The sequence below is a fragment of the Nocardia testacea NBRC 100365 genome, assembly GCF_000308775.1.
Lineage (GTDB): Bacteria > Actinomycetota > Actinomycetes > Mycobacteriales > Mycobacteriaceae > Nocardia > Nocardia testacea.
In genome coordinates this window covers 1-25,663 of record NZ_BAGJ01000127.1, presented here as the reverse complement: position 1 = coordinate 25,663, position 25,663 = coordinate 1, and the positions used below count along the sequence as shown (strand labels likewise).

24 protein-coding genes and 1 riboswitch are annotated in these 25,663 nt (G+C 70.1%); of the genes, 19 read left to right on the top strand and 5 right to left on the bottom strand.

The features are described from left to right. Positions 1-36 precede the first annotated feature (36 nt). From ON38_RS17475 to rpmB, 3 genes are all read right to left on the bottom strand, one after another. Positions 37-822, bottom strand: coding sequence for an enoyl-CoA hydratase/isomerase family protein (locus ON38_RS17475; protein ID WP_039825892.1), 786 nt, complete (start codon positions 820-822; stop codon positions 37-39). Positions 823-861: 39 nt separating this feature from the next. Next, positions 862-1,236, bottom strand: coding sequence for a GNAT family N-acetyltransferase (locus ON38_RS17470; RefSeq protein ID WP_281004620.1), 375 nt, complete (start codon positions 1,234-1,236; stop codon positions 862-864). Positions 1,237-1,492: 256 nt separating this feature from the next. After that, positions 1,493-1,684 (bottom strand): 50S ribosomal protein L28, encoded by a 192-nt coding sequence (rpmB, locus tag ON38_RS17465; protein WP_011210730.1) that lies wholly within the window; start codon positions 1,682-1,684, stop codon positions 1,493-1,495. Positions 1,685-2,070: 386 nt separating this feature from the next. Here rpmB and fakA point away from each other — a divergent pair, with 386 nt between their 5' ends. The 3 genes from fakA (at position 2,071) to ON38_RS36090 (ending at position 6,299) form a co-directional block, all read left to right on the top strand. Further along, positions 2,071-3,759, top strand: coding sequence for a DAK2 domain-containing protein (gene fakA, locus ON38_RS17460; protein WP_039825916.1), 1,689 nt, complete (start codon positions 2,071-2,073; stop codon positions 3,757-3,759). Positions 3,760-3,807: 48 nt separating this feature from the next. Beyond that, positions 3,808-6,066 carry an ATP-dependent DNA helicase RecG gene (gene recG / locus ON38_RS17455; RefSeq protein ID WP_039825890.1) on the top strand — a complete coding sequence of 753 codons (2,259 nt, stop codon included), beginning with the start codon at positions 3,808-3,810 and terminating at the stop codon, positions 6,064-6,066. 80 nt (positions 6,067-6,146) lie between these two features. Next, a complete protein-coding gene (locus tag ON38_RS36090) occupies positions 6,147-6,299 on the top strand; it encodes a hypothetical protein (RefSeq protein ID WP_157181797.1) in 153 nt (50 codons plus the stop codon). Positions 6,300-6,338: 39 nt separating this feature from the next. Here the strand turns inward: ON38_RS36090 and metE are convergent, their stop codons facing one another. After that, entirely contained in the window at positions 6,339-8,606 is a 2,268-nt protein-coding gene (gene metE / locus ON38_RS17450) for a 5-methyltetrahydropteroyltriglutamate--homocysteine S-methyltransferase (protein ID WP_039825889.1), read from the bottom strand. 152 nt (positions 8,607-8,758) lie between these two features. Further along, a riboswitch (cobalamin riboswitch) is annotated at positions 8,759-8,940 on the bottom strand. A gap of 396 nt (positions 8,941-9,336) precedes the next feature. Between metE and ON38_RS17445 the strand changes: the two genes are divergently transcribed. From ON38_RS17445 to coaD, 3 genes are read left to right on the top strand one after another with little or no spacing between them, the layout of a single operon-like run. After that, positions 9,337-12,735: a pyruvate carboxylase gene (locus ON38_RS17445; RefSeq protein ID WP_039825888.1), complete on the top strand. Its 3,399-nt coding sequence runs from the start codon at positions 9,337-9,339 to the stop codon at positions 12,733-12,735. Further along, positions 12,732-13,325: a 16S rRNA (guanine(966)-N(2))-methyltransferase RsmD gene (rsmD, locus tag ON38_RS17440; protein WP_039825887.1), complete on the top strand. Its 594-nt coding sequence runs from the start codon at positions 12,732-12,734 to the stop codon at positions 13,323-13,325. Before ON38_RS17445 ends, rsmD begins: the two co-directional genes overlap by 4 nt. Positions 13,326-13,328: 3 nt before the next feature. After that, positions 13,329-13,814 carry a pantetheine-phosphate adenylyltransferase gene (coaD, locus tag ON38_RS17435; RefSeq protein WP_039825886.1) on the top strand — a complete coding sequence of 162 codons (486 nt, stop codon included), beginning with the start codon at positions 13,329-13,331 and terminating at the stop codon, positions 13,812-13,814. Here coaD and ON38_RS17430 read toward each other — a convergent pair. Continuing rightward, complete coding sequence (locus ON38_RS17430) at positions 13,782-14,357, bottom strand: GtrA family protein (protein ID WP_157181796.1); 576 nt, start codon at positions 14,355-14,357, stop codon at positions 13,782-13,784. The genes coaD and ON38_RS17430 overlap by 33 nt on opposite strands. A gap of 225 nt (positions 14,358-14,582) precedes the next feature. Here ON38_RS17430 and ON38_RS17425 point away from each other — a divergent pair, with 225 nt between their 5' ends. The 13 genes from ON38_RS17425 to smc form a co-directional block, all read left to right on the top strand. After that, positions 14,583-15,329 (top strand): DivIVA domain-containing protein, encoded by a 747-nt coding sequence (locus ON38_RS17425; protein WP_039825885.1) that lies wholly within the window; start codon positions 14,583-14,585, stop codon positions 15,327-15,329. Positions 15,330-15,559: 230 nt separating this feature from the next. Beyond that, on the top strand, positions 15,560-16,219 hold the full coding sequence (locus ON38_RS17420) for a YceD family protein (protein ID WP_051164901.1): 660 nt from the start codon (positions 15,560-15,562) through the stop codon (positions 16,217-16,219). Positions 16,220-16,221: 2 nt separating this feature from the next. Continuing rightward, positions 16,222-16,404: a 50S ribosomal protein L32 gene (gene rpmF / locus ON38_RS17415; RefSeq protein ID WP_039825884.1), complete on the top strand. Its 183-nt coding sequence runs from the start codon at positions 16,222-16,224 to the stop codon at positions 16,402-16,404. Positions 16,405-16,419: 15 nt separating this feature from the next. After that, positions 16,420-17,142, top strand: a complete 723-nt coding sequence (gene rnc / locus ON38_RS17410) for a ribonuclease III (protein WP_039825883.1) — start codon at positions 16,420-16,422, stop codon at positions 17,140-17,142. Then, on the top strand, positions 17,143-18,030 hold the full coding sequence (gene mutM, locus ON38_RS17405) for a bifunctional DNA-formamidopyrimidine glycosylase/DNA-(apurinic or apyrimidinic site) lyase (protein WP_039825882.1): 888 nt from the start codon (positions 17,143-17,145) through the stop codon (positions 18,028-18,030). A gap of 80 nt (positions 18,031-18,110) precedes the next feature. Next, complete coding sequence (locus ON38_RS17400) at positions 18,111-18,692, top strand: dihydrofolate reductase family protein (protein WP_039825881.1); 582 nt, start codon at positions 18,111-18,113, stop codon at positions 18,690-18,692. A 3-nt stretch (positions 18,693-18,695) separates the two neighbouring features. Next, complete coding sequence (locus ON38_RS17395) at positions 18,696-19,760, top strand: PHP domain-containing protein (RefSeq protein WP_051164900.1); 1,065 nt, start codon at positions 18,696-18,698, stop codon at positions 19,758-19,760. Positions 19,761-19,920: 160 nt separating this feature from the next. Then, positions 19,921-21,441 carry a PstS family phosphate ABC transporter substrate-binding protein gene (locus ON38_RS17390; RefSeq protein WP_039825880.1) on the top strand — a complete coding sequence of 507 codons (1,521 nt, stop codon included), beginning with the start codon at positions 19,921-19,923 and terminating at the stop codon, positions 21,439-21,441. Positions 21,442-21,722: 281 nt separating this feature from the next. After that, positions 21,723-21,866: a hypothetical protein gene (locus tag ON38_RS36085; RefSeq protein WP_157181795.1), complete on the top strand. Its 144-nt coding sequence runs from the start codon at positions 21,723-21,725 to the stop codon at positions 21,864-21,866. 54 nt (positions 21,867-21,920) lie between these two features. Then, positions 21,921-22,403: an OsmC family protein gene (locus tag ON38_RS17385; protein WP_039825912.1), complete on the top strand. Its 483-nt coding sequence runs from the start codon at positions 21,921-21,923 to the stop codon at positions 22,401-22,403. A gap of 2 nt (positions 22,404-22,405) precedes the next feature. Next, a complete protein-coding gene (locus tag ON38_RS17380) occupies positions 22,406-22,702 on the top strand; it encodes an acylphosphatase (RefSeq protein ID WP_039825879.1) in 297 nt (98 codons plus the stop codon). A 95-nt stretch (positions 22,703-22,797) separates the two neighbouring features. Further along, positions 22,798-23,217, top strand: a complete 420-nt coding sequence (locus ON38_RS17375; RefSeq protein ID WP_039825878.1) for a DUF1707 SHOCT-like domain-containing protein — start codon at positions 22,798-22,800, stop codon at positions 23,215-23,217. Positions 23,218-23,397: 180 nt separating this feature from the next. Beyond that, positions 23,398-25,663 (top strand): chromosome segregation protein SMC (smc, locus tag ON38_RS17370; RefSeq protein ID WP_039825911.1); only part of this gene is annotated, 2,266 nt, incomplete at its 3' end.

Sequence of the window (25,663 nt, the reverse complement as noted above, 5' to 3'; positions counted from 1 at the left end):
GCGCCGACCGGGCCCGCGCCGCCGGAGAGCGGACGGTCAGCTCAGCCCGGAATAATCCGGGGCGCGTTTGGCGAGGAACGCGTCCACACCTTCGCGGCCGGTCGGGCTGCCCGCGGCCGCTCCCATCGCGTCGCGTTCGGCGTCCAATTGTTCGGCAAGGGTCGCGGTGGCCGACCGGCTCAGCAGGCTACGGATGGAGGCGTAGCTGGCGCGTGGTCCGCGGGCCAGCGTGCGGGCCAGTTCACGGGCGTTGTCGCGGACCGCTTCGTCGCTGTCGGCGATCCGGGCCAGAATTCCGAGGCGCTGGGCTTCCGCGGCATCGAGTACCGCGTCGGTCAGCAGGATTTCGCGGGCTTTCGCCGCACCCACCAGCCGGGGCAGCGTCCACGACATCCCACCGTCGGGGCTGAGCCCGACGCCCGGATAGGCGGGGCGCATCCGGGTGCCGGGGCCGCCGACCGCGATATCGGCGGCACAGACCAGGCTCATTCCGGCGCCGGCGGCCCAGCCATGGACCGCGGCGACCACGGGCACCGGGGCGTTGTCCAGCGCCCGGACGAAAACGTGCAGGGTATCGGCGAGTTGATACAGGTGTGCGGCACGGTCGGTCGCCGCCGCGAAATCACGGACATCGCCACCGGCGCAGAAGTTCGGCCCCGCGCCGGTGAGCAGGACGGCACCGATATCCGAGCCCAGACCGGCCAGGGCGGCGGTGCCCGCGGCGACCCCGGCGAAATCCAGGGAGGTGCCCTTGGCTGCGGTGGACAGGGTGATCTCCAGGACCCCGTCCTCGATGTGGACGTATTCGGCTTCGGTGCTCATGGCCGCGACATTACTGGGCGCGGCCGCGCCGGGATATCGCTACCGTCGCACCATCCGGATCTCGGTGGCCGTGGCGAAACGTTCGGCACGGGCGGTGCCGTCGGGGACGAAATCGTATTTGGTGTAGAAGGCCCGGGCCCGGGGATTGTCCCGGAAGACCCACAGCGAACACGAGCGCTCGGGTTCGAGTACCGCGTCCAGCAGAGCCCGGGCCAGCCCGCTGCCGTACCACTCGGCGCGGACATACATGGCCTGCAATTCCCGCTCCGCGACCGGGGGCTCGTCGCGGGGCGGGCCGTAGTGGGTGAACCCGGCGATCTCGTCGCCCGATTCCGCGACCACGATCCGCCCGGTATGGTCGCCGGCGATGCGTTCCCAGATCGCGGCGCGCCGATCGAGATCGAAAGCGGCCAGTACGTGGTCGGGGACCAGGCCTCGGTAGGCCTCGCGCCAGCAGGCGATATGGCAGGCGGCCAGGGCCCGGGCGTGGTCGGGGCGCAGCGCGGTGAGTGTCCAGGGGGCGGCCGTGCCGTGCGGATTGCCGGTGTCGCTACTCGTCCGAGGCTCCTTCCGGAAAGCGATACGACCTCGCCCCGGCTCCTGTGCGGAGCCGGGGCGAGGTCGTATCGAAGAGCTGTGTGCCCGACGGATGAAACCGGTTACCCGGTGATCAGCCGCGGACCACCTTGCCCGCCTTCAGGCAGGAGGTGCACACGTTCATCCGGCGGGTGTTACCCGGGGCGACCTGGGCCCGCACGGTCTGGATATTCGGGTTCCAGCGACGGTTGGTGCGCCGGTGCGAATGCGAGACCGATTTACCGAAGCCGGGGCCTTTGGCGCAGACGTCGCAGACGGCAGCCATAGTCGCGAACTCCTTCATGTCATCATGGGGGACCTGCCACCGGTACAGCGGTCGATCCTGATCAATGTCGTCATGCCTGCCGACGAGCATCGGCGGATTCGATGACCATCGGACAGCGCCGACCGAGAACGGCCGCGCCAGGCAACCCTGCAAGGGTAGCCCGACCCGCCGCGATCCACCAAACCGGGGTCGACCGATCAAGCCGTAGTTTATCCGGCGAACCCTTGCGAGGCGCCCTGGACGCGGCCCGTCCCGGGGCACGATGTCGGGAGCGGCCGCTAACCTGGCGTTCGACTTCCGCGACGACGAGAAACGAGGTGACGGTGCCCGAGACCCGGCAGGTGAGCGGCGAGGGTTCGCCGGTCACCGGATCCGCGGACGGCGGGCTGGGCGGGGCCGAACTCCTGGCCTGGGGTCATCTCTGTGTGGCCGCGCTCGAACAGCGGCGCGCGGAGATCGATGCCCTCAACGTCTTTCCGGTACCGGACTCCGACACCGGGACCAACCTCCTGGCGACCATGCGCGCCGCCGTCGCGGAAGCGCGGCTCCCGGCGGCGGGTGCCGACGGTGAGCCGGACCGGCCCTCCGCCCGCGCGGTGGCCGCGGCACTGGCCCGCGGCGCGACCGCGGGGGCCCGGGGCAACTCCGGCATCATCGTGTCCCAGGTATTGCGGGGTATCGCGGACGCGACGGTGGACGCGGCGCTGACCGAACTCACCTACCGGACCGCGTTGGCGCGGGCGGCCGCCCTGGTCCGGGGAAGCCTGAGCGATCCGGTGGAGGGCACCATCCTCACGGTTCTCGACCGGGCGGGGGCTGCGGCGCACCGGTGTGCCGAGCCGGGGCTGGCGGCGGTGGTGCGCGCCGGAGCCGACGCGGCGGCGCGGGCGCTGGAGGACACCCGCGACCAGTTGGCGGTGCTGCGCGACGCCGGGGTCGTGGATGCCGGTGCGCGTGGGTTGCTGGTGCTGCTGGACGGGCTGGTCACCGTGGTGACCGGTGAGACGCCCGTGCGCGCCGAGTACCGGCCCGCGGATATCCGCACGCCGGCGGCGCGGCCCGGACCGGCACAGCGTTACGAGGTGATGTACCGGATCGACGGGGGTCGCGTGGATCTCGCCGCCGAGCTGCGTTCCCGGCTGGCCGCGCTGGGGGATTCGGTGGTGGTGGCCGCCGACGGCGTCGGTGGCTGGTCGGTCCATGTGCACTGCGCGGACGCGGGGGCGGCGGTGGAGGCCGGCCTCGCCGTGGGCCGTCCGCACACGATCCGTATCGAGCACCTGACCGAGGCCTCCGCGTCCGGGGACGGCGGCCCGCATCCCGGCGGTGCCGTGGTCACCGGGGTGCGGGAAGCGGCGGACAGCCGGCAGGTGCACGACCGTGCCCTCCGGCAGATCAGTGGACGCCTCGGCGAGCCCGCCGATCGTGGGGTGCTCGCCGTCGCGTCCGGCGCGGGTGCGGCGGCGCTCTTCGAAGCGGGCGGCGCGGTGGTGCTGAATGCCGGACGGACGCTGGAATCGGCGGTACTGCTGGCGGCTATCCGGCAGCTCCCGCATCGGGAGGTGCTGGTACTTCCCAACGGTGCGCTCCCGGCCCACGAGCTGGTGGCGGTCGGGGCGGCGGCGCGTGACGCGCGCCGCGACGTACTGCTGCTGCCCAGCGCCAGCATGGTCCAGGGTCTCGCGGCGCTGGCGGTACACGATCGGGCCCGGATCGCCGTGGACGATGCCTTCACCATGTCCGAGGCGGCCGCGAGCACCCGCTGGGGCGCGCTGCGCCGCGCCGGTGGGCGAGCGCTCACCATGGTCGGGACCTGCGCTTCCGGCGACGGACTCGGCCTGGTGGGCCACGATGTGGTGGTTATCGACCGGGATACCCGGGCCGCGGGCGAGACCCTGCTGAACCGGATGCTCGGGCTGGGCGGCGAACTGGTGACACTGCTGGTCGGCGCGGCGGCGCCGGACGGGCTCGCCGACGACCTCGCGCGGCATATCGGTGACGAATTCCCCGGTGTGGAGGTCACGGTGTATGCCGGAGGCCAGCAGGGCGACCTGATACAGATCGGTGTGGAATGAGTATCCGCCGGACCCGCCGCCGCGGGCCGAGGGGACAGGAGTAGCGCGATGGCGACACTGAGCGACCGGCTCGACCATCTGCTCGGCGCGAAGGCCGCCGCGTCGCTGGCGGACGCGTTCGATATGCACACCGTGGAAGATCTGCTGCGCCACTATCCGCTGCGCTACGCCACCCAGGGGCAGCCGCTCACCGAGGAGGCGCCGGAGGACGGGGCGCATATCACCGTGATCGGGCGGGTCACCAAGGCGGATCTGCGGCCGATGCGGCAGCGGCGCGGGTCGCTGCTGAAGGTGGTGCTCGACACCGGCGGCGGGCGCGGCGTGGATGTCACCTTCTTCAATGGCGACAAGGTGAAATACGCGGTCCGCCAGGGTGTCCGGGCCATGATGTCGGGCACGGTCAACTACTGGCGGCCCGGTCAGTGGAATCTCAGCCATCCGGGATATCTGATCCTGCCGGAGGCCGACGACGAGGAGCCGGCCCTGACCACCGTGCGCGGCGGGGGTGACCTGCGCGGGATCGCGCAGAGCGCGAAGGGCGCGGGCGGTGTGGACATGTCCTTTTTCGACCGCGAGTTCATCCCGGTTTATCCGGCGACGGCCAAGGTGCAGAGCTGGGAGATCCTGGCCTGTGTCCGGCAGATTCTCGATCAGCTCGACCCGCTCGCCGATCCGTTGCCCGCCGAGGTGCGCGACGAACGGGAACTGATGCCGGTGGGCGATGCGCTGCGCCTGATCCACCTGCCCGAACGCACCTCCGATATCGAACGCGCCCGGGAACGGCTGCGTTTCGACGAGGCACTGGCATTGCAGCTGGTGCTCGCCGAACGCCGGCACGAGGTCTCCGGCCGCACGGCCCGGGCCTGTCCGCGGCGCGCGGACGGAATCGTCGCCGCCTTCGACGAGCGGCTGCCGTTCGAACTCACCGCGGGACAGCGCGGCGTCATAGGCGAGATCTCGGCGGATCTGTCCCGGGAACAGCCCATGCACCGGCTGCTGCAGGGCGAGGTGGGTTCGGGTAAGACCATCGTCGCGTTGCACGCCATGTTGCAGGTGATCGACGCGGGTCAGCAGTGTGCGCTGCTTGCGCCCACCGAGGTGCTCGCCGCGCAGCACTACCGGTCGCTGCGGGCGATGCTGGGCGATCTCGGGCAGGCGGGGGAGCTGGGCGCGGCCGAGACCGCGACCCGGGTGACGCTGGTGACCGGGTCCATGCCGGCCGCGACGAAGCGAGCCGCCCTGCTCGCGGCGGTGACCGGGGACGCGGGCATCGTGATCGGTACCCACGCACTCATCCAGGACGCGGTCGAATTCTTCGATCTGGGTCTGGTGGTGGTGGACGAACAGCACCGCTTCGGGGTGGAGCAGCGCGATGCGCTGCGGGCCAAGGCGAAATCGGGCTTCTCCCCGCACTTGCTGGTGATGACCGCGACCCCGATCCCGCGCACCATCGCCATGACCACCCTGGGCGACCTGGAGACCTCGACCCTCACCGAACTGCCCCGGGGGCGTTCGCCGATCCAGTCGAAGGTGGTACCGCGCCGGGTCCATCCCAACTGGGTGGACCGGGCGTGGGAACGGATCACCGAGGAGGTCGGTGCGGGCCGGCAGGCCTATGTCGTGTGCTCGCGGATCGGAGACGACGAGGACGGTGCCGGGGCGCGGGGCAAGAAAGCCGCGGAGAAGGAAGCTCCGTCGACCCAGGCCGTGGTCGATGTCTTCGACCGTCTGCGTACCGGACCGCTCGCGCACCTGCGGATCGGGCTGCTGCACGGACGGCTGCCGTCGGATGAAAAAGACCAGGTGATGCGCGACTTCAATGCCGGCGATATCGATGTGCTGGTGTGTACGACGGTGGTCGAGGTGGGCGTGGACGTCCCGAACGCGACCGTGATGGTGATCGTGGACGCCGATCGGTTCGGGGTGAGCCAGCTGCACCAGCTCCGGGGCCGGATCGGGCGCGGCGCGCATCCCGGGTTGTGCCTGCTGATCACCGATGCCGCGCCCGGCGGCCCGGCGATGACGAGGCTGGAGGCCGTCGCCGCCACCACCGACGGATTCGAACTGTCGGTACTCGATCTGCGGCAGCGGCGCGAGGGCGATGTGCTCGGTGCGGCGCAGTCGGGCACCACCCGGTCGCTGCGCCTGCTCTCGCTGCTCGACGATCTCGAGGTCATCACCGCCGCCCAGGAGCTGGCCCGCACCGTGGTGGAGCAGGATCCCGGGCTGACCCGGCATCCCGGCCTGGCGGCGATGATGTACGCCGCCGTCGATTCCGAACGCCTGGAATACCTGGCCAAATCCTGATCACCGCGCGCGGGAACCGGGCCGGGACGCTCGGCGTCAAACCTGGCAACGGAATCGCCGAGGGGAAAGGGGTTGGCGTCATGGAGGAAAGACAGGGGTGCCGGGCGGTACGGCGGGGGCGGTCCGCACCGGCGCGGATCCGGCCGGTGCTGCGGGTGGCGCAGACCTGCCAGCACTGTGTGGCCCGGCGGACGAAACGCCGGGAACCCGGCGCGGGGGAGCTGGAAGGCTGAACGGCCCGGGCCGCGCGAGGTGCGGCCCGGGCCGGGATTTCAGCGGACGGCGCGGGCGGCGGCCACCATATTGCGCAGGGAGGCCTCCACCTCGGCCAGGCCCCGGGTCTTCAGGCCGCAGTCGGGATTGACCCAGAGACGTTCGGCGGGAACAGCTTTCAGCGCGGCCCGCAGGGACGTCGTGATCTCCTCGACACCGGGCACCCGGGGCGAGTGGATATCGTAGACACCCGGGCCCACGCCGGCGGCGAATCCCGAGGCATTCAGATCGTCCAGTACCTCCATATGTGAGCGGGCGGCCTCGATGGACGTGACATCGGCGTCCAGCCCGGCGATGGCGTCGATCACCTCACCGAACTCCGAATAGCACAGGTGGGTGTGGATCTGGACGGAGTCGGCCACCCCGGAGGTCGCCAGCCGGAACGCGTGCACCGACCAGTCCAGGTACTCCTGCTGATCGGCCGCCCGCAACGGCAGCAGTTCCCGCAGGGCGGGCTCGTCGACCTGGACGATCCGGATCCCCGCGTTCTGCAGGTCCACCGTCTCGTCCCGGATAGCCAGGGCCACCTGCCGGGCCGAATCCGCCGGCGGCTGATCGTCGCGGACGAAGGACCAGGCCAGGATGGTCACCGGGCCGGTGAGCATGCCCTTGACCGGTTTGCCGGTGAGCGACTGCGCGTAGGCGATCCACTCCACCGTCATGGCGGCGGGACGGGAGACGTCACCGAACAGGATGGGCGGGCGCACACAGCGGGTGCCGTAGGACTGCACCCAGCCCAGCTCGGTCGCCGCGAATCCGTCGAGCTGTTCGGCGAAGTACTGCACCATATCGTTGCGTTCCGGTTCGCCGTGCACGAGGACATCGAGCTCGAGCTTCTCCTGCAGGGCGATGACTTCGCCGATCTCCGCCCGCATCCGCCGGACGTACTCGGCCCGGTCGATCTCCCCGGCCCGCAGCGCCGCCCGGGCCAGCCGGATGGCCGAGGTCTGTGGGTAGGAGCCGATGGTGGTGGTCGGCAGCGGCGGCAGGTGCAGGTGCTCCCGCTGCAGTGCCCGGCGCTGTTCGGCGGGGGCCCGCCGCACGGCCTCCGCACCCAGCGCGGCCAGCCGCGCCCGCACCCGCGCATTGTGGATCCGCGGATCGGCGCGGCGGCTCGCCGCGGCGGCGCGGGCGGTGTCCAGCTCCGCGGCGATCGCCTCGGTGCCGGAGTTCAGGCCCGTGGCCAGGGTCCGCACCTCGGCGGTCTTCTCGGCGCCGAAGGCGAGCCAGGAGCGCAGCGCGTCGTCGAGGCGCGTCTCCACCGCCAGTGAGTACGGGACATGCAGTAGCGAGCAGGACGTGGACACCGCGAGCGCTCCCACGCTGCCCAGCAGGGTGGCCAGCGTCGACAGTGCGTCGTCGAGATCGGTGCGCCAGACATTGCGCCCGTCGACGACTCCCGCGACCAGCAGTTTATGTGCCAGCGCGGGGATCGCCGCCACATCGGCGACCTCGGTGCCCGCGACCAGATCGACGGCGATACCTTCGACTTCGGTGGCGGCCAGCGCTTCCAGGGCGGCACCCGGATGCCCGAAATAGGTCGCCACCAGCACCGCCGGTCGCCGCGGCGCCGCGGTGAGCTCGGTGTAGACCCGACGGACCGTCGCCAGTTCCGCCGCGGTGAGATCGGTGACCAGCGCGGGTTCGTCGAGTTGCACCCAGTCCGCGCCCGCGTCGGCGAGCAGCCGCAGCAACTCCGCGTACAGCGGGATCAGTTCGTCGATCCGGTCCAGCGCCGCGCCGCCGGTGGTCTTGGCCAGTTTCAGGAAGGTGACCGGTCCGATGACCACGGGCCGGGCCGGTACGCCGAGTCCGATCGCTTCGGTGACCTGCGCCAGCAGATCCTCCGGGTGCAGGCCGAAGGTGGTGTCGGAGCCGAGCTCGGGGACCAGATAGTGGTAGTTGGTGTCGAACCACTTGGTCATCTCCAGCGGTTCCACCGATTCGGTTCCGCGCGCGGCGGCGAAATAGCGGTCCAGCCGATCCTCGATCCCGGCGACCCGGGCGGGGAGGGCGCCGAGGAGGGCGGCCGTATCGAGCATCTGGTCGTAATAGGAGAAAGTGCCGACGGGGATCGAATCCAGGCCGGCGGCGGTCAGCGCCGCGTACTGGTCGCGGCGTAGCGCGCGGGCGGTTTCGTGCAGCCGCGCCGCATCGATCCGGCCCGCCCAGTAGGACTCGGTCGCGCGTTTGAGTTCCCGGCGTGGCCCCACCCGGGGGAGTCCGAGAAGTGTTGCGGTGAACGGGCTGTGCGAAATAACAGTCACGGTGTTCTCCAGTGCTGAAGTTCGACGGACGTCGCCGTTCCCGGGCGCACGGCACCGATGAGACCCCGAACGGCCCGGCCGTGCGGTCGGGTCGCATGTCAGCACTGGTGGACCGCGGCGCCCGCTCCACGAGGCGACGGCCACCGGATACGGCGTATCCGGTACAACCGGCAGGTCTTCGGACTCGCGGGCACCGGCCTGTCGGCCGACCTACTGGCCGTCGCTTCCCAGGCGTGTCGCCCAGTGCTCATGACGGCGGTCGTTCCTGCTCACCGCTGCGGGACAGTTCCGGATTCCCACCGGATTCCCTCTCACCCGCGGGTGCGGGCTTCGGCGCCGGGGGCGGACGTTCGGGGCTCCTCGTCGTCCGGCCGGCGGACCAGCTGCGTGCTCCACCATAACGCGGCACCACCCGGCGGCACGAGCGGTCCGGCGGACCGTCGCGCGCAACGGGGTCGCCTCGTGTCCGGGCGGCGGTCGTCCCCGCGGTGTGTGCGGTGCGGTTGCGGGCGGGCCGGCATCGGAGGATCATGCGACGGCGGTGCTCGCGTGTCCGGGAAGTAGCGGGGTGGTGGCCGGGCCACCGGGACCGCACAAAAGGGAGTCGCGGGCAGTGAGATATGACGGCGCGGTGAACTCTACTTCGCACCGTTGCCCTACCCCGATGTGAAGATTCTGCGAAGTGGACTTCGCTGTCGATCCTGGGTGTGGCGCCGGGTACGTTGGTTCAATGTTCTCGAAAGTCTTGGTTGCCAACCGCGGCGAAATCGCCATCCGAGCCTTCCGCGCGGCGTACGAGCTCGGTGTCGGAACGGTTGCCGTCTTCCCGCACGAGGACCGTAATTCGGTCCACCGCCTGAAGGCGGACGAGGCATACGAGATCGGCGAGGAAGGTCATCCGGTCCGGGCCTACCTCTCGGTCGACGCCATCATCGAGGCGGCGAAGACCGCGGGCGCCGACGCGATCTACCCCGGCTACGGGTTCCTGTCGGAGAATCCCGATCTGGCCGCCGCGTGCGCGCGGGAGGGCATCACCTTCATCGGACCGTCGGCCGAGGTGCTCGAACTGGCGGGCAACAAGGCCCGCGCGATCGCCGCGGCGCGGGAGGCCGGGCTGCCGGTCCTGGATTCGAGCGCGCCCTCGGCCGATGTGGCCGAGCTGCTGGCGGCGGCGGAATCCATGGAGTTCCCGGTATTCGTCAAGGCCGTCGCCGGCGGCGGCGGGCGCGGTATGCGCCGGGTGGCCGAGCGGTCGGCGTTGCGGGAGGCGATCGAGGCGGCCTCGCGCGAGGCCGAGTCGGCGTTCGGTGATCCCACGGTGTTCCTGGAACAGGCCGTGGTGAACCCGCGGCATATCGAGGTGCAGATCCTGGCCGACACCCAGGGCGAGGTGATGCACCTGTTCGAGCGTGACTGTTCGCTGCAGCGGCGGCACCAGAAGGTGATCGAGCTGGCCCCCGCCCCGAATCTGGATCCGGATTTGCGCGACCGGATCTGCGCGGACGCGGTGGCCTTCGCTCGGCAGATCGGTTACAGCTGTGCGGGCACGGTGGAGTTCCTGCTCGACGAACGCGGCAATCACGTGTTCATCGAGATGAATCCGCGGATCCAGGTGGAACATACGGTGACCGAGGAGATCACCGATGTGGACCTGGTGCAGTCGCAGTTGCGGATCGCGGCCGGGGAAAGCCTGTCGGATCTGGGCCTGAGCCAGGACAAGGTGACGATCCGCGGTGCGGCGTTGCAGTGCCGGATCACCACCGAGGACCCGGCCAACGGATTCCGCCCCGATACCGGCCGCATCACCGCCTACCGCACCCCCGGCGGCGCCGGTATCCGGCTCGACGGCGGCGCGAACCTGGGCGCGGAGATCGGCGCCTACTTCGATTCCATGCTGGTCAAACTCACCTGCCGCGGCCGGGACTTCCCGGCGGCGGTGGCGCGGGCCCGCCGTGCGCTGATGGAATTCCGGATCCGCGGTGTCACCACCAATATCCCGTTCCTGCTCGCGGTACTCGGCGACGACGATTTCACCGCGGGCCGCATCACCACCTCGTTCATCGACGAGCGCCCGGAGCTGCTCGCCACCCGCGAACCCGCCGACCGCGGTACCAAGATCCTCAACTACCTGGCCGACATCACGGTGAACAAACCGCACGGCGCCCGGCCGACCGCGGTGTACCCGCACGACAAACTGCCCGCGATCGACCTGTCGGTGCCGCCGCCGGACGGTTCGCGGCAGAAACTGCTGACGCTGGGTCCGGAGGGATTCGCGCAGGCCTTGCGCGAACAGAAGGCGGTCGGGGTCACCGACACCACCTTCCGCGACGCGCACCAGTCGCTGCTCGCGACCCGGGTACGCACCAACGGCCTGCTCGATGTGGCCGGGCACGTCGCGCGACTGACCCCGGAACTGCTGTCCATCGAGGCATGGGGCGGGGCGACCTACGATGTGGCGCTGCGCTTCCTCTACGAGGACCCGTGGGAGCGGCTGGCCGCGCTGCGCGAGGCGATTCCGAACATCTGCCTGCAAATGCTGCTGCGCGGCCGCAACACCGTCGGCTACACCCCCTACCCGGAGCGGGTGACCCGGGCGTTCGTGGCCGAGGCCACCGCGACCGGGATCGATATCTTCCGGATCTTCGACGCCCTGAACAATGTGGACCAGATGCGCCCGGCCATCGACGCGGTCCGCGAAACCGGTACCGCGATCGCCGAAGTCGCGCTGTCCTACACCGGTGATCTCACCGATCCGGACGAGAAGCTCTACACCCTGGACTACTACCTCAAACTGGCCGAGCAGATCGTGGACGCGGGCGCGCACGTGCTGGCGATCAAGGATATGGCCGGGCTGTTGCGCGCGCCCGCCGCGGCGAAGCTGGTGACCGCGCTGCGCAGCAATTTCGATCTGCCGGTCCATGTGCACACCCACGACACCCCGGGCGGGCAGCTGGCCACCTATCTCGCCGCCTGGCAGGCCGGTGCCGACGCCGTGGACGGCGCGTCGGCCGCCATGGCCGGTACCACCAGCCAGCCCGCGCTCTCGGCGATCGTGGCCGCCGCCGCGCACAGCGAATACGACACCGGGCTGAACCTGCGCAATGTCTGCGATCTGGAGCCGTACTGGGAGGCGCTGCGCAAGGTGTACGCGCCGTTCGAATCCGGACTGCCGGCGCCCACCGGCCGCGTCTACACCCACGAGATCCCCGGCGGTCAGCTGTCGAATCTGCGCCAGCAGGCCATCGCCCTGGGGCTCGGCGACCGGTTCGAGGAGGTCGAGGCGAAATACGCGGCCGCGGACCGGTTGCTGGGCCGCTTGATCAAGGTCACGCCGTCCTCCAAGGTGGTCGGTGACCTGGCGCTGTCGCTGGTGGGTTCCGGGATCGAGATCGACGATTTCGCCGCCGATCCGGGTCGCTACGACATCCCCGATTCGGTGATCGGCTTCCTGCGTGGCGAACTCGGTACGCCGGCCGGTGGCTGGCCCGAGCCGTTCCGGGAGAAGGCGCTCGCCGGCCGGGGCGCGGCCAAACCCGAATCCGAGTTGTCCGCCGCGGACGAGGCGGGGCTGGCCGGCACCTCCGAAGAGCGCCGGGCGACCCTGAACCGGTTGCTCTTCCCCGGCCCCACGGCGGAATTCCTGGCGCACCGGGAGAAGTACGGCGATACCACCGGCCTGTCGGCCAATCAGTTCTTCTACGGCCTGCGGCACGGCGAAGAACACCGGGTACAGCTGGAGAAGGGCGTCATCCTGCTCATCGGGCTGGAGGCGATCTCCGAACCCGACGAACGCGGGATGCGCACGGTCATGTGCATCCTCAATGGGCAGTTGCGCCCGGTATCCGTGCGGGACCGGTCCATCGCCAGTGAGATCCCGGCCGCGGAGAAGGCCGACAAGAACAATCCGCATCACATCGCGGCGCCCTTCGCCGGTGTTGTGACGCTGACCGTGGCCGAAGGCGAAACGGTCGCCTCGGGCGACACCATCGGCACCATCGAGGCCATGAAGATGGAAGCCGCCATCACCGCCCCGCGCGGCGGTGTGGTGGGCCGGGTGGCCATCGCGCAGGTGCAGCAGGTCGAGGGCGGTGATCTGCTGGTCGAACTGGGCGAGCGCGAATCCGAATGACCCGGATCGTCGCCGGTACCGCCGGTGGGCGGCGCCTGAAGGTGCCGCCGGCCGGGACCCGGCCCACATCGGATCGGGTGCGGGAGGCCGTGTTCTCCTCGATCGAGGCGTGGATGGACCTCGCGGGCGCCCGGGTGCTCGACCTCTACGCCGGCTCGGGCGCGCTCGGGCTGGAGGCGCTGTCGCGCGGCGCTGCCGAGGCACTGCTGGTCGAATCCGACCGGCGGGCGGCCGGGGTGCTGCGCGGCAATATCGCCGAACTCGGGCTGGACGGTGCGCAGATGCGGATCGGGACGGTGGCACAGGTGCTCGCCCACGGTGGTGCGGGCACTTTCGATCTGGTGTTCGCCGATCCGCCCTACGAGCTGCCGACCGAGGCCGTCCAGGGCGATCTCCGCGCACTCGCCGCCCACGGATGGCTCGCCGAGGACGCGTTGCTGCTGGTCGAACGCTCCGCGCGGTCGGCCGAGATCGACTGGCCCGCAGGCCTACAGGGCCGCCCCGCGCGGCGCTATGGGGAGACCCGGATCGAGTCGGCGGTGTACGTCGGCGCGACCCCGGCCGGCGCGGGCGAACCTGCTAGCGTCTGACCCATGGCAGGAGCTCTGTGCCCGGGATCCTTCGACCCGGTGACCAACGGCCATCTCGATGTGTTCCGGCGGGTCGCCGAACAGTTCGACGAGGTCGTGATCACGGTGATGATCAACAAGAAGAAGCAGGGCATGTTCTCGATCGAGGAACGTATCGATCTGCTGCGCGACGCCACCGCGGACCTGCCGAACGTGCGGATCGCCTCCTGGGACGGCCTGCTGGTCGATTTCGCCCGGGAACAGGGCATCACCGCCATCGTCAAAGGTCTGCGCGACGCCGGTGACTTCGGTTACGAACTCCAGATGGCGCAGATGAACAAGAAGCTCTCCGGCGTCGACACCTTCTTCATCGCGACCAACCCCACGTTCAGCTACCTGTCCAGCTCCCTGGTCAAGGAAGTGGCGGCCTTCGGCGGCGATGTCAGCGATATGCTGCCGCCGCTGGTGCACAAGCGGCTACTCGACCGGCTGGCCGAGCGCGCGGGCTGACCCGGACCGCTGGGCGGTCACTTCCCGGGCCCGCTGCAGTGGCCGGAACACCAGACCGCGCAGCGCCAGGAACCGCAGACCACCGACCGCGGCGCTGATCGCCAGCACGGCCGCGGCCTGGGTGGGTGCGTTCAATGTCGGGGCCAGGACCTCCAGCGCCGCGAGGGCCGCGGTACTGATACCCAGGCCCAGCAGCGCCAGGCCGCCGCCCTCCCACTGCGCGGTGAACCAGCCGACCCGCTCGGCGGCGTGGAAGGTGAGCCTGCGGTGCAGTTCGTTGGCCAGCACGGTGCTCACGACCGATCCGGCCACATTGGCCGACAGGGTCCCGAGGCCGGTGAGGGTCAGGAAGAGCAGGACATAGGAGATATTGCTCAATCCACCGACCAGTGCGAAACGAATCAACTGCGGAAAGGCGCGATCACCGCGCAGGTACCGCAGGAGGCGCTGTTGCCAGGCGGCGGGGGTGAACGGCTCCGGCCAATCGATATCCAGATCCCCGGTGGTCAGTGCCGTGGAGGTAGGCAACTGCAGGATGGTCATGGGCGGTTCCGATCGGGCAAGGGACGGGCAGCCCCGCCGCGCCGCGGTTGGGCTCCCTAAGAATTTAACACCAAGCGGAGGGCAGGTCTCCAGTTGATTGTGTGACTCTGCAGATATCGGGCCGACCGGGCGACACACCGAAAGTAGGTTCGGCGCATCCACCGGCCCGGGGCACACTGGGAACGGCGTGATGTATCGCCGATCGTCAGCAGGAGGACAGTGAGCATGTATCGGGTATTCGAGGCGCTCGACGAACTGGTCGCCATAGTCGAGGAGGCGCGCGGTATCCCCGCGACGCGCAACTGCATCGTGCCGCGGCCGGAGACACTCGATCTGCTCGACGATGTGCGGGACGCGCTGCCCACCGAGATCGACGACGCCCAGGATGTGCTCGACCACCGGGACAAGATCGTCGACGACGCCCGGGGGCTGGCCGAGGACACCATCCGGTCCGCCGACGAACAGGCCGCCGGCACGGTGGCCGACGCCCGCGCCGAAGCCGACCGCATCCTCGCCGAGGCGAAAGCGCACGCCGACCGCATGGTCGCCGAAGCCACCGCCCACGCCGACCGGATGGTCGATACGGCCACCGCCGAGGCCGAACGCCTCGTCTCCGACGCCAAAGCCGAATACGAGGCGGTCACCGGACGGGCCCGCGCCGAGGCCGAACGGACCGTCGAGGCCGGTAAGGCCTCCTACGACCGCTCGGTCGCCGACGGTCAGGCCGAACAGCGCCGGCTGGTGGAGGACACCGAGGTCGTCCGGGCGGCGCACGCCGAATCCGCCCGCATCATCGACGCCGCCCACGCCGACGCCGACCGGATGCGCGCCGACTGCGATCACTACGTCGACACCAAACTCGCCGAGTTCGAGGACACCCTCGGCAGTGCCCTGCGCACCGTCGGCCGGGGCCGCCAGCAGCTCCGCAACGGCGCGGGCGTCCCCGACTACGCCGCCGAGTTCCGGCGGTAATACCGGCCTCGCCTCCGGCGGGTCGGGCCGAGGCCCTGTGACCCCGATTCCTCCCTCACGCGACCGGTCGCTGCACGCCGTCGCATCGATACCGGGCGACCTTCGGCAGCGCTGATGCGCTCGTCCCACCTTATTTTGCCCGGTTGGCCCGTTCGCCGTACTGTGGTGTGGTTGCTCGCCGATTCCGGCGCAAAACCAACTGCCCCGACCCACCCAGTGGAGTGTTTGCGATGCCTGCCGATACCACCGCGCGCTCGCGTTCCGGTGCACCTCGTGCACACGGCGCGGGTTTCGTGCTGGATGTCCGCAGCCTCGGTCGCGCCCCGGGCTCGATGCGCGAACTGCGGCGGACGGTCACCACCACCGAACGACTCGGACTCGATCTCGCCGGCGTGCCCGTCGGCGCGGAGGTCGAGCTGGATCTGCGGTTGCAGGCCGTGTCCGAAGGGGTGCTCGTCACCGGGTCCCTGGAGGCGCCGGTGGCCGGTGAGTGCTCGCGATGCCTGGAACCGTTCACCGATACGGTGCGGTTGTCGCTGACCGAGCTGTTCGCCTACCCGGACAGTGCCACCGATCAGACCTCCTCCGAGGACGAGGTCTACCGGATGAACGACGATCTCATCGACCTGGAACCCCTGGTGGTGGACCAGCTCGGCCTGGAGTTGCCGCTGCAGCCGTTGTGCTCGCCGGACTGTCAGGGGCTGTGCCCGGAGTGCGGTGTTCGGATGGCGATTGCGGGATCCGATCATGGGCATGAGATACTTGATCCCCGCTGGGCCGGGCTGGCGAAATTCGCCTCCGGATCGCCCGGCAGCGGCAGCCCCGACGAGGGTGCGGCCACCGGAGATCATCCCACCGATACAGCACGTAACAGTACAGAGGAGAAATAGTCGTGGCCGTTCCCAAGCGCCGGATGTCCCGTTCCAACACCCGGTCGCGGCGCAGCCAGTGGAAGGCCGCCGCCCCCACCCTGATCACCTGCCCGAACCGGGCCTGTGGCCAGAAGACCCCGCCGCATATCGCGTGCCCCTCCTGCGGTACTTACAAGGGCCGCCAGGTCGTCTCCGCCGTCTGACCCCCGGGTCGACCGTTGACCGCGGGTAAAGACGAACCCGGTGAACCGGGTGATCATTCGGGCCTGCTCGCCGCCCTGGGCGTCGAGGTGGCTCCGGAGTTGTTGCGATTGGCGCTGACCCATCGCTCGTACGCGTACGAGAACGGCGGCCTGCCGACCAATGAGCGGCTCGAGTTCCTCGGGGACTCGGTGCTCGGTCTGAGCATCACCGAACGGCTCTACCACGAGCATCCGGAGAAATCCGAGGGTGAGCTGGCCAAGCTGCGCGCGAGTGTGGTGAACATGCACGCGCTCGCCGAGGTGGCACGCAACCTGGGTGAGGGTGGACTGGGCGCGCATCTGCTGCTCGGCAAGGGTGAGGAACTCACCGGCGGCCGGGACAAGCCCAGCATCCTCGCCGACGGGATGGAATCGCTGCTCGGCGCCGTCCACCTCGAGCACGGTATCGACGTGGCCCGCGAGGTCGTGCTGCGGCTGTTCGCCGAGCTGCTCGAGCGCGGACCGCGGATGGGCGCGGGACTGGACTTCAAGACCAGTCTGCAGGAGCTGACCGCCGAACGCGGTCTCGGTGTGCCCAGCTACGAGATCACCTCGACCGGTCCCGACCACGACAAGGAATTCACCGCGACCACTGTGATCGCCGGTGATGCCTACGGTCAGGGAGTCGGCCGGTCGAAGAAAGAGGCCGAGCAGAAGGCGGCGGGCGCGGCCTACCGCGCGTTGACCGGCGAATCCTGAATGCCCGAACTCCCCGAGGTGGAGGTCGTACGCCGCGGCCTCACCGAACATCTGTGCGGGCGAACCGTCGAATCGGTCACGGTCACCCATGCGCGGTCGGTGCGCCGGCACGAAGCGGGCGCGGCCGATATGGCGGCGCGGCTCACCGGGCTCACGGTGGCCGCGGCGCAGCGACGCGGCAAGTATCTGTGGCTCACCTTCGACGAACCCGGCGGCGGACCCGCCGATACCGCGCTGGTCGTCCATCTCGGTATGAGCGGGCAGATGCTGGTGCAGCCCGCCGATGCCCCGGTGGAGAAGCACGCGCACATCCGGGCGACCCTCGACGATGGGCGCGAGCTGCGTTTCGTCGACCAGCGCACCTTCGGCGGCTGGGTGCTGGCGCCGCTGGTGGAGGTGGACGGTGATCTGCTGCCCGACCTGCTCGCGCATATCGCCCGGGACCCGCTGGACCCCCGCTTCGATACCGAACGGGTCGTCGCTGTGTTGCGGACCAAGAACACCGAGATCAAACGGGTGCTGCTGGATCAGGCCGTGGTCTCCGGGATCGGCAACATCTACGCCGACGAGGCGCTGTGGCGGGCGAAGGTGCACGGTGGCCGGATCGCCTCGACGCTCACCCGTCCAGTTTTGCGCACCCTGCTCGGCGAGGCCCACGCGGTGATGACCGACGCGCTCGCCGCGGGCGGTACCTCCTTCGACGCCCTGTACGTCAATGTGAACGGCGAATCCGGCTACTTCGAGCGCGCTCTGGCGGTGTACGGGCGCGGTGACCGGCCGTGCCCGCGCTGCGGCGCGGTGATCGTGCGGGAGAAGTTCATGAACCGCTCGTCCTATTCCTGCCCACGCTGCCAGCCGCCACCGCGCGGACGCCGCATTTCCTCCTGACGACCCCCTCGCGCCCGGCCCGGCGGCGGGTTACGGTGGGCCTCGCAAGATCACCGACCGGTCCGTCTGGGAGGCAGGCCATGCGCAAGCTCACCTACTACGTCGCGGCCACCATCGATGGGTTCATCGCCACCGAGGACGGCTCGGTGGACTTCTTCCCGGTCGGCGGTGATCACGGGCCCGCCATCACCGCGCAGTACCCGGAAACGCTGCCGTCGCGGGTGCGCGAATCACTGGGTATCACCAAACGCAACGCGAACTTCGACACCGTGATCATGGGCCGCCGGACCCACGATTTCGGGGTCCGTACCGGCACCGCGAACCCGTACGCGCATCTGCGGCAGTACGTGGTGTCCACGACACTCACCGAGCCACCGGACCCGGCGGTGGCGCTGATCGGCGCCGATCCGGTCGCCGCGGTGGCCGAACTCAAACGGGAGCCGGGCCTCGGCATCTGGTTGTGCGGTGGCGGCGAGCTCGCCCGGGCGCTACTGCCGGAGATAGACCAGGTCTTCCTGAAGCTGTATCCGATCGTGCTGGGCCGCGGGCGGCCGCTGTTCGGCACCGGCCCGCAGCTGCCGGATCCGGCGTGTTTCCGGGTGATCACCAGCCAGGTCTTCGAGGACGGTGTCGCCTTCGTGAAGTACGGCCGGGTGGGTTAGGCGGTGGCGGGCGAGTCGCCGGGGCCGGACGCGGCCGGAACACCCGCTCCGGGGCCCGTCGCGGCCCTGCGTGAGATCGGGTTCTGGCTCGAACGCGACCGGGCGCAGACGCATCGGGTGAAGGCCTACCGCAGAGCCGCCGATGTCCTCGCCGGCCTCGACGACGCCGCGGCCGACCGGCACCGCCGCGACCACAGCTGGCAGGAGCTGGCCGGGATCGGCCCCAAGACCGCCGCGGTGATCGAGGAGGCGTACGGCGGGGCCGTCCCCCGCTATCTGGCCGAACTCCGCGCCGCCGCGGAACCGATCGGTGCTCCGGGCGCGCCCCTGCGTGAATTGCTGCGCGGCGACCTGCACACCCATTCGGACTGGTCCGACGGCGGCAGCCCGATCGCCGAGATGATGGCCTGTGCGGCTGCGATCGGGCACGAGTACTGCGCGCTCACCGACCATTCGCCGCGGCTGACGGTGGCGAACGGGCTCTCGGCCGATCGGCTGCGGCGCCAGCTCGATGTGGTGGCCGAACTGAACGCGGAGCCGGCGCCGCTGCGGGTACTGACCGGGATCGAGGTCGACATCCTCGACGACGGCTCACTCGATCAGGACGCCGATCTGCTCGCCGAACTCGATATCGTCGTCGCCAGTGTGCATTCGCGGTTGCGCGACGACCGCGACACCATGACCCGGCGGATGGTGTACGCGGTGGCGAACCCGAATGTCGATGTGCTCGGCCACTGCACCGGCCGGTTGGTCGAAGGCGGGCGCGGTACCAGACCGGAATCGGACTTCGACGCCCGGATCGTTTTCGAGGCCTGCCGCCGCTACGGTACGGCGGTCGAGATCAACAGCCGGCCCGAACGACGGGACCCGCCGTCCCGGTTGATTCGGCTCGCCGTGGAGATGGGCTGCGAGTTCTCCATCGATACCGACGCGCACGCACCGGGCCAGTTGGATTGGCAGGGCTACGGCTGCGCCCGCGCGGTGGCCGCGCAGGTTCCGCCGGAGCGGATCGTGAACACTCGCCCGGTGGACGAACTGCTGGAGTGGACGCGCGCTTCCGGCGGTTGACCGGGCGACCCGTCCCGACCGACGGGGATGATCACCGCGCCCGGGCCGCCGGTGACCGCATGGTGAATACCGCTGGAATAGTTCACGTGCGCAGCCGGGTTCTCTTTCCGGTGGCCGAAGATGGTGAGAATTATGCCGATTCGGGGGAGGGTAGCCGCTGGTGAGCGAGCTGTTGCTCAATCTTGTTCTGCCACTGGCCGGTATCGCGATACCGGTGGGCGCGTTCCTGTGGGAGTTCGTGTTCGTCGGCCGGAAACGGCTGGGGTGGCGGGTGCAGATGGACACCCCGGTCATCGGGGAGGCCGAGTCCGGGCACGCGGGTGCGCTGCGGCAGCTGCGGCAGACCGCCGACGGCGCCGAGCGTAATCTGCAGGACCTGTCGGTAGTGCTGGTACGGATCGAGAACAACGGCGCCACCACGATCGATGCCGCCGACTACGTGACCGCGCAGAACAGCCAGGCCGGTCTGCACCTGCATTTCCCGGACCGCAAGGTGATCGGGATGGCGGTCACCGAGTTGAGCAATCCGGGCCTGGCCGTCCGTTTCGAACCCGATTCGGGCTTCGGGCACCGGCAACCGGAGCAGGGTGTCGGTGTGATCGACCTGCCGAAGGTCCCGCTGAACCGCAACGATCACTACAAGATCCTGGCCACGCTGGAACGCACCTCGGGCCACGGCCCCTACCCCGACCCGGTCATGCACGGGGTGGTCACCGGTGGGGGTATCGCCAAAACCAAAGGCCGGACCGGGGTCTCGCTGCTGATGGTGGCGCTCACCGGCTTCCTCGTGCTGGTCATCGCGGCCATGACGGTCATCGATATCGCCGAACCCGAGCCCGCGCCGCTGGGTTGCGCGGCCGGTGAGTTGACCGTGGTCGGTTCGACCGCCTTCGAGCCCGTCATCCGGGAGGCGGCCCGGATCTACGAACAGACCTGTCCCGGCGCCGGTTTCGCCTTCGGCTTCGAGGGCAGCGAACGCGGTATGGACCGGCTCGAGGAGGAAGCCGGTGATCACGGCGGGCTCCTCGCGATCGGTGACGCCCCCAAGGGCGTGGATTACCCCGCTCTCGTGCAGCGGCCGCTGGCGGTATCGCTGTTCTCGGTGGTCGTCCATCCGAGTGCGGGGGTGCGGGATCTGACGGCCGGGCAGATCGGCGACCTGTTCCAGGGACGTGTATCGAACTGGCGTGAGGTGGGCGGCGCCGATCAACCGGTACGCGTGATCAATCGCTATGCCGGGTCGGGCTCGCGCTGGACCTTCGAAACCCGCCTGCTCGATTCCGCCCAGCCGCCCGAACCGGGAGCGACCTGCCGTGAACTGCGGCGAGGTACGGCCGCCGGACGCTGCCAGACGCTCTACACCGACGATATGCTCGCCGAGGTCGCTGCCACCACCGGTGCGATCGGTTACAGCGAATCCGCCGACGCCGGCAATACCCCGGGGGTGGTCGGGGTGACGATAAACGGCCGGCGCGCCACCCGGGAGGAGCTCGCCGCGGGCGGCTACCCGTTCTGGGGAGTGGAGTACGCGTTCGGCCACGGCGATTTCGCGCCGGACTCGCTGGGAGCGGGTTTCCTGCGGTTCCTCGTCGGTGAGGCCGGGCAGGACGTGATCCGGTCGTACGGAAATCTCCCGTGTGCCGACCTGGCCGACCCCGCGCTGTGCCGGCCACGCGGCTGACGATGCTCGGTGCGGTGACGGTGGCGTCGGCCGTGTACGGCAGGTCCGTGGCGTCCCGCGGGACATATAGGGCCCGTGCGGCCGGCCGGCGGTGCGCCGGTGCCCGAGGTCGTGAACCCGCGCACGTCGCGTGAACAACGCGTAAGGATCGAGTGCGCCCGCCGTCTGGGCGGAGTAGTTTCGCGACGTACCGACCTGAACGACCGGAACTTCCCGGCACAACGGGCACGGTACGGCGCCGGAGGACCCCGGCGCCGGGAACCGGACGGGAGAGGACGGCCATGTCCCTGGTGGCGTGCGCGTTGATCGCCGGATTCGTCTTCGGTCTGCTCCTGCTGCGAGCCGTGGCCGTGATTCTCGACGCCCGCGACGAGCGGCGGGTCCGGGTGCCGGTGCGCGGCCGTCGTCGGCCGCCCCGGCGCTGATTCGGCCGAGGACGGGTGCGCGGTGCGGCGAAGGCGGATGGCAGGATCGCGAGCATGGTTGACAACACCTCTGCGGCATCCGCCCCGGCGGGCGGTACGGCCCCCGCGGCGCAGGACGGGCCGACAACCCTCTGGGTGGAGCGGACGGGTACCCGCCGCTACACCGGTCACAGTTCACGTGGCGCCGAGGTACTCATCGGGTCCGAGGGCGTACCCGGCGTGTTCACCCCCGGTGAGCTGCTGAAGATCGCGCTGGCGGCCTGCTCGGGGATGAGCTCGGATTTTCCGCTGTCGCGGCGGCTCGGCGACGACTACGACGCCACCATCCGCGTCTCCGGGGCCGCGGACCGGGAGAACGAGGTGTATCCGCAGCTCGACGAGGTCTTCGAACTCGACCTCAGCGAGCTCGACGCGGCGGCCCGGGACCGGTTGCTGGTGACGGTGCAGCGGGCCATCGACAAGGTCTGCACGGTCGGCCGCACGCTGAAGGCCGGCAGCAAGGTGACGTTGTCGTTCGATATCGACACGGTCGACTGATCGTGACCGCGGCCGAGGACGGGACCGACCCGGTGCGATTGAGCGCCTGGGTGCACGGATACGTGCAGGGCGTGGGCTTCCGGTGGTGGACGCGGGCACGGGCGCTGGAACTCGGCCTCACCGGGCACGCCACGAACGCGGCCGACGGCAGGGTGCACGTGGTGGCGGAGGGGCCACGCGCCGCGGCCGAGCGGTTGCTGGCGCTGTTGCGGTCAGGGGACACCCCCGGCCGGGTGGATCTGGTGGTCGAGTCGTGGGAACCGGCGCGGGGCGGGCCGGCCGGTTTCGCCGAACGGTAGTCGTGGCGCACCGCAACCCTTGACATAACACAGTGGAAGGTGCACTCTGAGTGCATCCACTGTGGAATGTGGTCCGACCTGTAAGGGGAGCGGTTATGGAGATCACGACGGGAACCCGGGCCTCGGACGCCGAACGCGATCGCATCGTGCGCGATCTGAGCCGCCATCTCGGCGACGGCCGTATCGATCTCACCGAATACGACCAGCGCGTGGCGCAGGTGTACCGCACCGCCACCCGCGAGGAACTCACCGGCGTGCTCGCGGACCTGCCCGCCTTGGCGCCGGTGCGTTCGGTGGCGACGCGTCCGCGTTTCCCGATCTGGCAGCGGATCGAGGCCACCGCGTGGCTCACGGTCAGCGTGCTGGTGCTGGTGATCTGGGGCGCGATCTCGCTGGGCGTCGGGGAGTTCACCTATTTCTGGCCCATATGGGTCATCGGCCCGTGGGGTGCGGTGCTGGCAGTACGGGCGGCAACCGGTATCGAGAGCGGCCACCGCCATCGCCGGAAGATATAACGCCCGGTAGCCTTCGTGACATCCGGCCGGTGCGAACGCCCGGCCACGGGTCGCCGGTGTACCGGCAATCGATCGGCCACGGCCGGTGCGCCGGTCGGTGACACGGCGCCGCGGGCCGATAGCATGGCTGATCGGCCTGGGCGAGGCGGGCAGTCACGGAGGCGGAAAGGGTCGTCGGCGTTGCACCTGAAGAGCTTGACGTTGAAGGGTTTCAAGTCCTTCGCGTCCGCGACGACCCTGCGCTTCGAACCCGGGATCACCTGCGTGGTGGGACCGAACGGATCCGGTAAATCGAATGTCGTGGACGCCCTCACCTGGGTGATGGGCGAACAGGGCGCCAAGGCGCTGCGCGGCGGGAAGATGCAGGACGTCATCTTCGCCGGTACCTCCGGGCGGGCGGCGCTGGGCCGCGCCGAGGTCACGCTGACCATCGACAATTCCGACGGCGCCCTGCCCATCGACTATGCCGAGGTCTCCATCACCCGCCGCATGTTCCGCGACGGTGCCGGGGAATACGAGATCAACGGCAACTCCTGCCGGCTCATGGATGTGCAGGAACTGCTCAGCGACTCCGGTATCGGCCGGGAAATGCACGTCATCGTCGGGCAGGGGCAGCTCTCGGCGATCCTCGAATCGCGTCCCGAGGACCGGCGCGCCTTCATCGAGGAAGCCGCCGGCGTACTCAAACACCGCAAACGCAAGGAAAAGGCCGTTCGCAAACTGGATGCGATGCAGGCCAACCTGGCCCGGCTCACCGACCTCACCACCGAACTCCGCCGCCAGCTCAAACCGCTGGGCCGGCAGGCCGAGGTCGCGCGCCGGGCGCAGACGGTGCAGGCGGACCTGCGCGATGCCCGGTTGCGGCTGGCCGCCGACGATCTGGTCACCCGGCGCAACGAACTGGAGAGTCAGCAGAGCAAAGAGGCCTATGCGCGGGAACAGCAGATCACCGTGCGCACCGAACTCGATGCCGCCAATGCCGCACTCGCCCAGCAGGAATACCGGCTCTCCCGGCTCACCCCCGGGGCCGAGGCCGCCGGCCAACTGTGGTTCCAGCTCTCCGCCCTCTCCGAGCGGGTCAACGCGACCATCCGGATCGCCGGTGACCGCGCCCGGCACCTGGATACGGCCGCTCCCACGAACACCGGCCGCGATCCCGATCAGCTCGAGGCCGAAGCCGACCGGGTGGAGGCCGAGGAGGCCGAACTGCGCGAGGCCGTCGAAATGGCCACCGAAACACTGGAAGCCGCGCGGGAGGGACTGGGCGAACGCGAGCATGCCGCCAAGGCCGCCGAACAGGCGCATCTCGCCGCGGTCCGGGCCATCGCCGACCGGCGCGAGGGGCTGGTCCGGTTGTCGGGGCAGGTCGAAAACCTGCGTACCCGCGCGCAATCGATCGACGCCGAGATCGTGCGCTTGTCCACCGCCATCACCGAGGCCCGGGCCCGGGGAACCGCGGCGCGATCGGAATTCGACGGGGTACAGGACGAACTGGCCGAGCTGGACGCCGGGGAGGCCGGGCTCGACGCCCAGCACGAGCACGCCGTGGAGGCGCTCGGACTGGCCGACCACCGGGTCACCGAACTGCGCGCCGTGGACCGGGAGGCCGGCCGCCTGGTCGCCTCGCTGACCGCGCGGATCGAAGCGCTCGGTATGAACCTGGCCAGCCGCGACGGCGCGGCCTGGCTCACCGAGAACCAGCCGGCCGGACTGCTGGGCCCGTTGTCCGGGCAGTTGCGGGTACACGCCGGGTACGAATCGGCGGTCGCGGCGGTCCTCGGCCCGGTGGCCGAGGCGGTGGTGGCCGATACGGGGGAGACGGCGCTCAGCGCACTGCGGGCACTGGGGAAGGCCGACGGTGGGCGCGCCGCGCTGGTGTACGAGGGTCCGGAGGCGGCGGACGCCGCGGACCCGGCGCTGCCCGGGCCGGCGCGCTGGTTGCTGGACGTGGTGGACTGCCCGGACCCGATCCGCGCGGCGGTGGTGGCCCTGACCCGCCGGGTCGCGGTGGTCGACGACCTCGACTCGGCGTCCGCGCTGCTGGCCGCGCGCCCGGAACTACGGGTGGTGACCCGCGAGGGCGATCTGGCCGGCACCGGGTGGCTGGTGGGTGGTTCGGATCGGTCACCGAGCCGGTTGGAGATCCAGGCGAGTATCGATGCCGCGGAGGCCGATCTGGTGGCCGCCCGCCGGCACGCCGAGGAGTTGGAGGCGAGCCTGGCCGGCGCGCTGGAAGAGCAGTCCGATCGCAAAGAAGCGGTCGACCACGCCCTGCTGGCCCTGCACGAATCCGATCAGGCCCTCAATGCCGTGTACGAGCGACTCGGCCGGCTCGGCGCAGCCGTCCGCGCGGCCGACGCCGAATCGGAGCGGCTGACCGGCCAGCGCGCCGACGCCGAAACCGCACACGAGAAGGCGGTCGGCGAGCTGGCCGAACTCGAGGACC

What these genes read in the sequence shown, in the direction of transcription:
- ON38_RS17475 (WP_039825892.1), bottom strand. Translation starts at nt 822, where the DNA reads ATGAGCACCGAAGCCGAATACGTCCACATCGAGGACGGGGTCCTGGAG.
- rpmB (WP_011210730.1), bottom strand. Translation starts at nt 1,684, where the DNA reads ATGGCTGCCGTCTGCGACGTCTGCGCCAAAGGCCCCGGCTTCGGTAAA.
- recG (WP_039825890.1), top strand. Translation starts at nt 3,808, where the DNA reads ATGGCGACACTGAGCGACCGGCTCGACCATCTGCTCGGCGCGAAGGCC.
- ON38_RS36090 (WP_157181797.1), top strand. Translation starts at nt 6,147, where the DNA reads ATGGAGGAAAGACAGGGGTGCCGGGCGGTACGGCGGGGGCGGTCCGCA.
- ON38_RS17445 (WP_039825888.1), top strand. Translation starts at nt 9,337, where the DNA reads ATGTTCTCGAAAGTCTTGGTTGCCAACCGCGGCGAAATCGCCATCCGA.
- rsmD (WP_039825887.1), top strand. Translation starts at nt 12,732, where the DNA reads ATGACCCGGATCGTCGCCGGTACCGCCGGTGGGCGGCGCCTGAAGGTG.
- coaD (WP_039825886.1), top strand. Translation starts at nt 13,329, where the DNA reads ATGGCAGGAGCTCTGTGCCCGGGATCCTTCGACCCGGTGACCAACGGC.
- ON38_RS17430 (WP_157181796.1), bottom strand. Translation starts at nt 14,357, where the DNA reads ATGACCATCCTGCAGTTGCCTACCTCCACGGCACTGACCACCGGGGAT.
- ON38_RS17425 (WP_039825885.1), top strand. Translation starts at nt 14,583, where the DNA reads ATGTATCGGGTATTCGAGGCGCTCGACGAACTGGTCGCCATAGTCGAG.
- ON38_RS17420 (WP_051164901.1), top strand. Translation starts at nt 15,560, where the DNA reads ATGCCTGCCGATACCACCGCGCGCTCGCGTTCCGGTGCACCTCGTGCA.
- mutM (WP_039825882.1), top strand. Translation starts at nt 17,143, where the DNA reads ATGCCCGAACTCCCCGAGGTGGAGGTCGTACGCCGCGGCCTCACCGAA.
- ON38_RS17400 (WP_039825881.1), top strand. Translation starts at nt 18,111, where the DNA reads ATGCGCAAGCTCACCTACTACGTCGCGGCCACCATCGATGGGTTCATC.
- ON38_RS36085 (WP_157181795.1), top strand. Translation starts at nt 21,723, where the DNA reads ATGTCCCTGGTGGCGTGCGCGTTGATCGCCGGATTCGTCTTCGGTCTG.
- ON38_RS17385 (WP_039825912.1), top strand. Translation starts at nt 21,921, where the DNA reads ATGGTTGACAACACCTCTGCGGCATCCGCCCCGGCGGGCGGTACGGCC.
- ON38_RS17375 (WP_039825878.1), top strand. Translation starts at nt 22,798, where the DNA reads ATGGAGATCACGACGGGAACCCGGGCCTCGGACGCCGAACGCGATCGC.